The organism is Veillonella sp., assembly GCF_019414865.1.
Lineage (GTDB): Bacteria > Bacillota > Negativicutes > Veillonellales > Veillonellaceae > Veillonella.
Window position 1 is genome coordinate 1 of the sequence record NZ_DXLG01000004.1, and the last position, 9,814, is coordinate 9,814.

The 9,814-nt window shown below is 34.0% G+C and carries 9 protein-coding genes; all 9 read right to left on the bottom strand.

What is annotated here, in order from left to right:
- Positions 1-45: 45 nt before the first annotated feature.
- The 9 genes from QZ334_RS00520 to wbaP all read right to left on the bottom strand — a co-directional run bounded on the left by QZ334_RS00520 (position 46) and on the right by wbaP (position 9,504).
- Complete coding sequence (locus tag QZ334_RS00520) at positions 46-999, bottom strand: glycosyltransferase family 2 protein (RefSeq protein WP_295230982.1); 954 nt, start codon at positions 997-999, stop codon at positions 46-48.
- A gap of 4 nt (positions 1,000-1,003) precedes the next feature.
- Entirely contained in the window at positions 1,004-1,819 is an 816-nt protein-coding gene (locus QZ334_RS00525; RefSeq protein WP_229025285.1) for a LicD family protein, read from the bottom strand.
- Positions 1,820-1,836: 17 nt separating this feature from the next.
- Positions 1,837-3,171: an adenylyltransferase/cytidyltransferase family protein gene (locus tag QZ334_RS00530; protein ID WP_295230987.1), complete on the bottom strand. Its 1,335-nt coding sequence runs from the start codon at positions 3,169-3,171 to the stop codon at positions 1,837-1,839.
- 1 nt (position 3,172) lies between these two features.
- Positions 3,173-4,249: a pyridoxal-phosphate-dependent aminotransferase family protein gene (locus QZ334_RS00535; protein ID WP_295230990.1), complete on the bottom strand. Its 1,077-nt coding sequence runs from the start codon at positions 4,247-4,249 to the stop codon at positions 3,173-3,175.
- 14 nt (positions 4,250-4,263) lie between these two features.
- Entirely contained in the window at positions 4,264-5,118 is an 855-nt protein-coding gene (locus QZ334_RS00540; RefSeq protein ID WP_295231037.1) for a LicD family protein, read from the bottom strand.
- Positions 5,119-5,150: 32 nt separating this feature from the next.
- Positions 5,151-5,909, bottom strand: coding sequence for a DUF4422 domain-containing protein (locus tag QZ334_RS00545; RefSeq protein WP_295230993.1), 759 nt, complete (start codon positions 5,907-5,909; stop codon positions 5,151-5,153).
- A gap of 61 nt (positions 5,910-5,970) precedes the next feature.
- Positions 5,971-7,074, bottom strand: a complete 1,104-nt coding sequence (gene glf / locus QZ334_RS00550; protein WP_295230996.1) for a UDP-galactopyranose mutase — start codon at positions 7,072-7,074, stop codon at positions 5,971-5,973.
- A 10-nt stretch (positions 7,075-7,084) separates the two neighbouring features.
- Positions 7,085-8,056 carry an acyltransferase family protein gene (locus QZ334_RS00555; RefSeq protein ID WP_295230999.1) on the bottom strand — a complete coding sequence of 324 codons (972 nt, stop codon included), beginning with the start codon at positions 8,054-8,056 and terminating at the stop codon, positions 7,085-7,087.
- Between the two features lie 11 nt (positions 8,057-8,067).
- Entirely contained in the window at positions 8,068-9,504 is a 1,437-nt protein-coding gene (gene wbaP, locus QZ334_RS00560; RefSeq protein WP_295231002.1) for an undecaprenyl-phosphate galactose phosphotransferase WbaP, read from the bottom strand.
- Positions 9,505-9,814 lie beyond the last annotated feature (310 nt).

Consider the following 9,814-nt stretch of genomic DNA (forward strand, 5'->3'; position numbering starts at 1 on the left):
ATTATATGTAATATACAACCGTACAAATATGGTTATGATTCATAGTTAATAATACAATTTAACCAATAACCTCTTTATATATTGTTTGCACTTCCACAATGGATTATGACTGGTATCAGCCGTATGATCTAATACATAGTGTTTATATTGTGTGAGTAAATCTTTATACTCTGTCTTACATTTATTTGCACAGACTCTACGAGATAATTCCACATAGGAATTTAATAGATACAATTGCAGCTCGTTCTCTACACTACTACAGTGATTCATAAGATAATCACTCATATATATATGGGACTCTACTGTATCTGTCATAAAACGTCTACTGAAATTAGCCATTATACTACCAGCGCGTTGTACATAATAATAAAGGGGTTCATTTACTGTTACTATAGTATTAGCATTTAAAAATAGCCTGAAAATAGTAAAATTATCCTCTTGAACTCTCCCCTTTGGAAAACGAACTAATACTGTCCCATTGAATAACTCAGATTTAAAAAGTTTATTCCATACTACATTGAGATCGAATGGTTCAGTTTTTAATAGATAATATCTCAACATATCCATGCCTGTGAAAGTTCGTTTATCATCTTGAACAGACATAGTATGTATACTAATATCATCAGCTTCTCTGTAGATATAGTAATTACAAGATACCATATCAGCATTGGTACTATTCGCTACAGTAAGCAATCTTTCACACATTGTATTTTCTATAAAATCATCACTATCAACGAATAAAATATAGTCTCCTGTAACATGATCTAAACCATAATTACGAGCATCGGAAAGCCCGCCATTTTCCTTATGAAAGACCTTTATGCGTTTATCCTTCGCTGCATAAGAATCGGCAATAGAACCGCTACAATCGGTTGCTCCATCATCGACTAAAATAATTTCTAAATTTTGATAGGTTTGATTAAGTATTGATTGAATACATTTATCAACATACTGTTCAACATTATAAATAGGAACAATAATAGAAATTAATGGCTCCATATACTTAATCCTTTCGATTTATCTTATAAGCAACAATATTATGTCCACAGCGTTGATCCTCAGGAGGCATCTGCATATAGTCATCATACATATTATCTAGATATTCTCTCCAACAGGACATAACAGAGAATGATTGGTCTTCAAATTCAATAGTAGTCATCTTCTCAAAATCCTGTTTAGGCAATCGTTCCTTTACACCTTCACCCCAGGCAATTACACCAACATACTCTGATTTAGTATAGTCATAAGATTTAGCCAAACGATCCATGATATCGATACAACGTTGTTTACCAAATAAACGGCACAATGGAACAATAACTAATTTACCTAAAGCATGAATAAGAGATTTCCCCTTAAACAGTTTAGCGCTAGCTAATGTAAGTATTTTTTGATAAAAAATCGATTTATCATAAATCTCTTTCATAATGGACATATCTTCACTAAATCCATCAACAGGGAAAATATCTATCCATAAATACTTGCTACGTAATGTATTAGAATATGTATTTTCACAAGGAATATTTTTATTGATGATAGCCGCATAGGTTGCATCCAAACTATGATTGATAGGATTAGCAATTAGCTCTAATCCATCGTGATCATAGTGCTCTTTTAACGTTAATAACCGTTCATAATCAGGTCTTGGCATGCAAACATCAATATCATCATCCCAAGGTATAAACCCTTTATGTCGAGCTGCACCTATTAATGTGCCATAACATAAACTATATTTTAAATTATATTTTTTGCAAAATTGGTCAAAATCCTTGAGAAGATTTAACTCTTCTAGCTGAACTTCTCGTAAAGATAATTGTTGCATACTCATCAAATCCCATACTAAATTACAGTAACATCGGTATCAGATACAAACTTATTGAGGACGCGTACCTCTTCAATCATATCTTGATGGCTCATCAAGAAGCTTTCAGAGTCCTCTCTAATACATTTTAAGAACTCAACGATTTCATATCGTAAGCCTTCACCTTCAAACTTATAGAAGTATTTTTGGTTTAAGTTCACATCTTCAAAACGCAATTCAAAGAATTCTGTTTTCCACCAAGGCGCTGGTACATAAATATATCCTTTAGAACCAGATATAACTAAATCTCCCTCTGCCTTAGCATTGATTGCCACAGTAGCGGAGGCCATAGCATCATCATAAAGAAAATTAATCTTTGATAAAATATCGACATCGTCAACCTTATGACTTATAAAATCAACGCGATTATAATCAAATCCTAGGAGTTTAAAGATAGCTAATAATGGATAGGATGCTAAGGATAAAATACTACCACCAGCTATTCTAATTTGATTAGCCAAATCTTCCCCCAAAACTTGTGTAAAATTAGCCTCTACATTAAAGATTTTACCAATTTTTCCACTACGGGCCATGGCAATTAACTTATTAAAAGCAGGGCTATACGCTGTTTTTAAGCCTTCCATTAATACTAAGTTGGAAGATTTCGCTAACTCCATCAAGCGTAATGTTTCATCAAGGTCACTACTAAATGGAAATTCTGTTAATACATGTTTTCTAGCTTGTAGTGCTTTTTCAATATACGCACCACGTTTAGATAAAGGCATATTAATATATACCGCATCTACCTCATCTAGTAACTTTTCAGATGAACAAAATTGCTCTAAATCATTAAACTGGTATGATTTATAGATAGTATCAGTCTCATCTGCCTCTGTGTACCCACCTATAATATCAATACCACTAACAAATTTAGACTCATCTAAAAATCTGTCCAAAATAACTTCATTACCAATAATACCTAATCTAACATTCTCAGAATTTCTGATTTGAGTACTAGAAATACCTTGTGTTCTTGGTAGGTAAACTACCTTACAATACTCATTTAAATAATCAAAATAGCCTTCCCAATCAGATCCAACAGTAAATATATCTACATTAAAACGTTTGATATCATCTATTTTTTGGCCAAAATATTCTTCTACTACAATTTCATCTGCAAAACCTGTAGCACGCACATTATCTATGCGCGTCATTAAAGAATCACGAACATTAAATTTGCCTCTAGATTTATCAAAATAGTCGGATGTAACCCCAACAATAAGATAATCACCTAATGCTTTTGCATTCTTTAATAGATTATAATGTCCCTCATGAAACAAATCATATGTTCCATATGTTATCACTTTTACCATATTATTTACCTGTAATCTCTTTAATGACTGATTTCATTGTTTCTACGATCATTTTATTATCCTCAATGGTTGTATCACCAATATGAGCAACGCGTAGTACATAGTCTTCATTAACGCCACCCGTAGGATTTACAAAAATATCATATTTGTCCTTCAAAATTGTAAATACATCTTTAGCAATTGGTTGTTCAAAACGAATAGGTGTAACCGCATTACTGATAGTAAAAGCAGGAAGAGATACTGGTAGTTCTTTAATTCTATTTCTGAAATCTTTTGCCACACTATCAATACGAGATAAATAGTTTTCAAAACCTTCTTCTTCAATTAAATGTAATGCTTTATTCATTTCTAAACATACCCCAACAGCAGGTGTGAATGGTGTTTGACCTCTTGTAAAGTTCTTTATATATTGGTTGAAATCAAAATAAAGATTCTTAATGTGATTATTTTTTACACGTTCCTCATATAATCTGTCACTAATTACAATAGGAGATATACCTGGTGCAATACAAAGTCCTTTTTGGGAACTCAAAATAGTAACATCAATATTATTACCAGCCATATCATAATGATCGATTAAGAACGAACTAATTGCATCAATCACTAAGTACGCTTGTTTCTTTTTAGCAAAGCTACTTAATAAATTAATATCATATAGCTGTGCTGTAGAAGTTTCATCAATATTAGCAATAACAAAGGTAAATGATTGTTCTTCTACTGCATCAAAGTGTTTAGCAGTCAACGCCTCGCCATCTTCTAATTTAATCACAGTATGAGAAATCTCATGGAGTTCGCATAAATCAACAAAACGTTGCCCAAAAGTACCACCATTAATAACTAGTACATGGTCAGTTTCATTCATACAATTCATAATAGTAGCTTCTAATGCGCCTGTACCAGAAGCTGTTAAGTAGATGGATTTATAGCTTTCTGGTGCATTCATAAACTTTTTGAGCAGTTTATCTGAGTCTAACATAACTTCAGAAAATTCTGCTGTTCTAAAATAAGGAACTTGTTGATGTCTTACATCAAGAATTTCCTTTCTCATTTGTGTTGGTCCTACTGTAAATAGTTTCATAATATAATCCCCTCTTATTGTTTCCAATATACTCTATAGTTATGATGCGGTACCTGGCGATCTTCAGGTGGTACTTCCATATAATTATTGTACAAATGACTTAAATAGAAATCGCTATCTGTAAGTCCCCAAAACTCAGTATCCTCAAAAGGATATAAACTTCTATTATCAAACAAGGTCTTTTCATAGACCTCTCGTTTATTACCACTTGCACAATCAACGAGAACACTTATATATTCCGCATCTGAAAATGGATACTGTTGTGCATCTTGGTTAATCTTTTTAATTAAACTTGTAGTTGGCAAAAAATGCATTAAGCTGATGGCACCAAATTTCAAGAATGTACGAATATAACCTTTTAGCTTAGCAAAGCTACCTTTAGAGTCTACGTAGCGATTGCTAAATGTAAACTTCATAGACGACCCATGGAACAACAAGTTTAAAAGTTGTTGGTGTCTAAAAAGTTTTTGTTGTGCCTGTGTATCATCTGGTAACCCATCCATAGGGAAAATATCTATAAATACACCTGCTTTATCAAAATTACGCCATAATGTATTATCAATCATAACTGTTTCTTGATCGAATACCTTTGCCATTGTATAGGTGTAACTATCATCGTTTTCAATAGAATATACTTGATATCTTGGATTATGGTCATTATATAACTTAATAAAACGATTATAATCATCCCGTGGCATCATAATATCAATATCATCATCCCATGGAATAAAACCTTTATGTCTAACAGCCCCCAACATCGTTCCATAGGCTAATACATATCGAATATCATGTGTATCACAAAAATGTGCCACATCTTTTAAAATATCTAAAGCGACACGCTTAATTTCCGAAAAACCAATTTCTCGCATCAAAAAATTTCTCCATAATATAAATAGGTCTATTATTTAAAGAATTTTCTTTTTAAGAATAAGCCACCTTTTTTCAACCAATTTTGTGGCTCCATAAAGGATACATTTTGTTCTTTATAGTCGATGTTATTTGCTTCAATCCATACGTCGAGCAAGATTTCGCTTACAAAACCATAAATACGCGCTTCGTATGTATCGTAATTGGAAATATCGACGCGATGTTCGATTTCCTCCAAGATGGAGAACATCCACTCGCAGTATTGATCAAATAGGTCGCGGCGCATAACAAACATATTGAACATATGCGCCCATGTGCGATTGCAAACTTTTGTGAAAGCAGCGCTATATTCTGGATATTTTTCAGCGATGATTTGCTCTGCCGCATCAAGGCCGTCGCTGTGATGGGCATGATTATAGTGAGAACGATTAGATTCAATATAATATTTACGCTTATCTGCTACCACAACAGGATACTCTGAAAGTATTTTTTCCCATTCTGGACCTGTAAGAATTTGATTCTTTTTGTCCTCTACGGAACGCACCTCTTTGCGCGTAAAGTATCGTCTGTAATGAACAAGACCGATATAGTCCGCATCAAGGTTTTTCCAAGCCCAATACAGGCCTGTTAATTCACAATAATTCGCATTTTTTGAGGAGATATTATCTCCTGTATGATCGCCGGTATAACCAATATCAGCTTTGCCTTCTCTACCTACATGGATTGGCATATATACGGAATCCTCTGGCATCCAATATTGCTTATGGGTGGCTACTAAAATCTTAATATTCACTAGTACTCTCCTACATGAGTGTTGTCTCTCAAGTCTATCTACTTACCATATGAAAACTTGGTTAGGCTAACTCCTTTTCTACTAATGCCAAAGCGCTAGCAATAACCTTATCCATATCGTAATATTTATATTCCCCTAAACGACCACCAAAGATAACATTGGAAATCGTTTCAGCCTTTTTAACATATTTTGCGTAAAGGTCTAAATTCTTTACATCGTTCACTGGATAATAGGCTTCTTCGCCAATTTTCCAGTCTTTTGGATATTCTTTTGTTACATATGTAACAGGTTGTGTACCAAATTCAAAATGCTTATGTTCAATAATGCGAGTATACGGAATGTCCCCTTCTGTATAGTTCACAACGGCAACACCTTGATGATTTTCCTCTTCAAGACGTTCAGTTTCAAAGTGAAGACCACGATATTCCAATACACCTTCAGAGTAATCAAAATACTCATCAATAGGACCTGTATAGATAATCTTATCTGCCAAGGCTTCATATTCATCACGATGTTTGAGGAAGTCTACACCTAAACGAACTTCGATGCCCTCTAACATGCGTTCAATCATCTTGGTATAACCGCCCATAGGAATGCCTTGAAAACGGTCATTAAAGTAATTGTTATCATAGGTATAACGAACTGGTAAACGCTTAATAATGAAAGCTGGCAATTCTGTACATTTACGGCCCCATTGTTTTTCCGTATACCCTTTGATGAGTTTTTCGTAAATGTCTGTACCTACAAGGCTAATAGCTTGCTCTTCTAAGTTCTTTGGTTCACTTGTAATAGCAGCCCGTTGCTTTGTAATGATATCCTGTGCCTCTTTTGGAGTTCGAATATTCCACATTTTGGAGAAGGTATTCATATTAAAAGGCAAATTGTACATTTCACCTTTATAGTTCGCTACAGGACTATTTACATAGTGATTGAACTCAGCAAATTGATTCACATAATCCCACACATGCTTTAAGGATGTATGGAAAATATGCGCACCATACACGTGAATGTTAATATCGTCTTTGCTTTCACAATACAGATTACCTGCTATATGATTACGACGATCGATAACAAGTACAGATTTACCACGCTTGTGCGCCTCATGGGCAAATACAGCACCAAATGGGCCCGCCCCAACTACTAAATAATCAAATTGTTTTTTCATATGTATATCCTTATTTTTTCATTCCAAGACATAGCAATCGTGAATAATAATTTTTTCTTAAAATATGACCTATCAAGATAGATAGAATTGTAGATGCTAAGAAGCATACAATAAAAGCTTCATAATACAATCCTAATTTAGACCAAAGTACAATTCTGAATGGAATCTTAACGATATCACTAAAGATATAAACATCCATTGAGACAGTGCCTAAAAAGATTAGTAGTGTTTTATATAATCCGATTCTAGATGAGATTTGGTTAGCTATATAGTATGTAATAGTAATGCCCGAAACTGCTGTTACAAGAGTAAGTATTTTAAACACATTAATATCATGTAGTAATGCATAATTACCTACACTAAAAATCACAAGAGATGTAAGGGCTACTCCTGCAGATTTCATATAATCTAATAGCATATATTTCTTTATATATAAGCCTAAGATATAGAAGAATTGGAAGTACAATATCTTTGATACCATAGGTACAGAAAAGATATTTAATACATCAGATAACATGCCAATGATGAAAGATAAGATTAATAAACCTAAATTTACACGTTTAACCAATAAGGCAATAATGATTGAAATAAAGAACAAGCAATATAAGAACCATAGTTCCCCATCCGGATTAATACCAATAAATATTTTCCATATATCTTGCGGATTAATTTGCTGATTTGCAAATTTTGATAAAACTAATTTGAAGGGGAAATATAATAGTCCAATAGTAAAATAGGGAACCATCAAACGTATACTTTTATCTTTTATAAATTTCTTGAATCCTTCTTTCAAAGGTATATGCATAAAATAGCCAGCTACAAAGAAGAATACAGGCATATGGAAGCTATAAATTATAGTCCGCATCAAATATAAAGGATAACTAGCAATACCACTAGCACTTGCTTGGTCTGGAACAGAATGGCCCAAAACAACAAGCAAAATTGCAATCCCCTTCATAATATCAAAACTACTATCCCTCATAATCCCCCCGACTAATAAGCCCCTTTCGATTTAACGACAGCCAACACAGTTTTCAATAAATATACAATATCGATCCACACAGACCAGTTATGAACATACCAAGAGTCCATTAATACCCGTTCTTCATAGGTAGTATCGCTACGACCGCTCACTTGCCATACACCGGTAATCCCTGGTGGTACAAGGTAAAAGTCGTTGATATAGTCGCCGTATTTTACGATTTCATCGCGCACGATAGGGCGTGGACCTACAAGACTCATATCCCCAACGAGAACATTCCACAATTGTGGCAATTCATCAAGACTCGTTTTACGTAGGAATTTACCAATTCTTGTAACACGAGGATCATCTTTTAATTTGAAATCTCGTTCCCATTCCTCACGAGCTGCAGGATTTTCTTTCAAATATACCTCCAACGCCTCTTGCGCATTAGGCACCATGGAGCGGAATTTATAGCATGGGAACTCTTTACCACCTTGGCCAACGCGCTTGTGACCAAATACGATAGGACCTGGAGAATCTAAATAAATCAACACAGCTACGATGGCGAGGATTGGTAAAATCAAGATACCACCACAAACAGTAGCGACAATATCAAAGATGCGTTTCATAATACGGTTAGACTTGCGAGCCAAGTTATTTTGTACCCGCAATACAACAGCTTGCTCTTCCATCATGCCACGAGCCGTAATGTTACTTGTAGGCAAACCAAACAACTCAGGTACAAAGGCAACGCGATTTACTAATAGTTGCAAGTGATTGATCAAGGATACTAACTTTTTAGGCTCTAACCCTGGTGCACATATAAGGACGGTTTGTACACCTGTATCTTTAATAACTCGTTCAACATCGGAAAAAGCACCGAGACATGGATATTCTTTAGCAATGGTAGAGGATTTAGGATTATCATCTACATAACCAATAATCTTATAGGTAGCAATTGGCATACGATCTAAAGATTTCTTTACGAGCTCTGCTGTTTTACCTGCACCAACGAGAAGGACTGGTATATTTAAGTATCCTGCTTTTGAAAGAATTTTACCTACAATAAAACGACTACTAAAGATAAAGAGCAGCATAAATAGATAGGCAAAGATAACAAAGAGTCGAGATACATCGTTGATTACATGACCTGTGTACATGAGTACAATGGATACAACGACGCCAATAGTGATACTACGGAATAAGTTCTTCATCGTATCCCAATAAGGAGATACTACAGAATAGGCATTATTGAGCAATAATATGGCTAAAAATACGAAAGGTATAACACCATATACATAGATTTCATCTACCTTAAAATTTGAACTCACCGGTAAAAATGGCAAGTTTAAACGCAAATGATAGGCCGCTAATGTGCCTAACACAATAGAAACATAATCTGCTATAAGCACTATGATTTTGCTAATAAGCAATTTGTTGTGATTATTATATCCAGAACTATTCATACTAATACCCCAAACTATAAAAAAAGGTTGTTTTCTCAATACAATTTTTAAGAAAACAACCTCTAAACCATACGAATACAATGTACCAATATTTACATATATTGTATCATATTCAAAAGTTTAAAACTATGAAAAAACATAGATTTTAGCTATCTTTTATGCAGTTTTTTGGAGATTTTGGGTCTATTTAAATTAGACATAAAAATCAATTAAATAATGCGTAAATATTTCCTAAATAACCCTGTGATTCTCAATTGATTCTCAATTAACTCTCAATTGTTTTCAATTGAATCATGATGCCCATAACAAT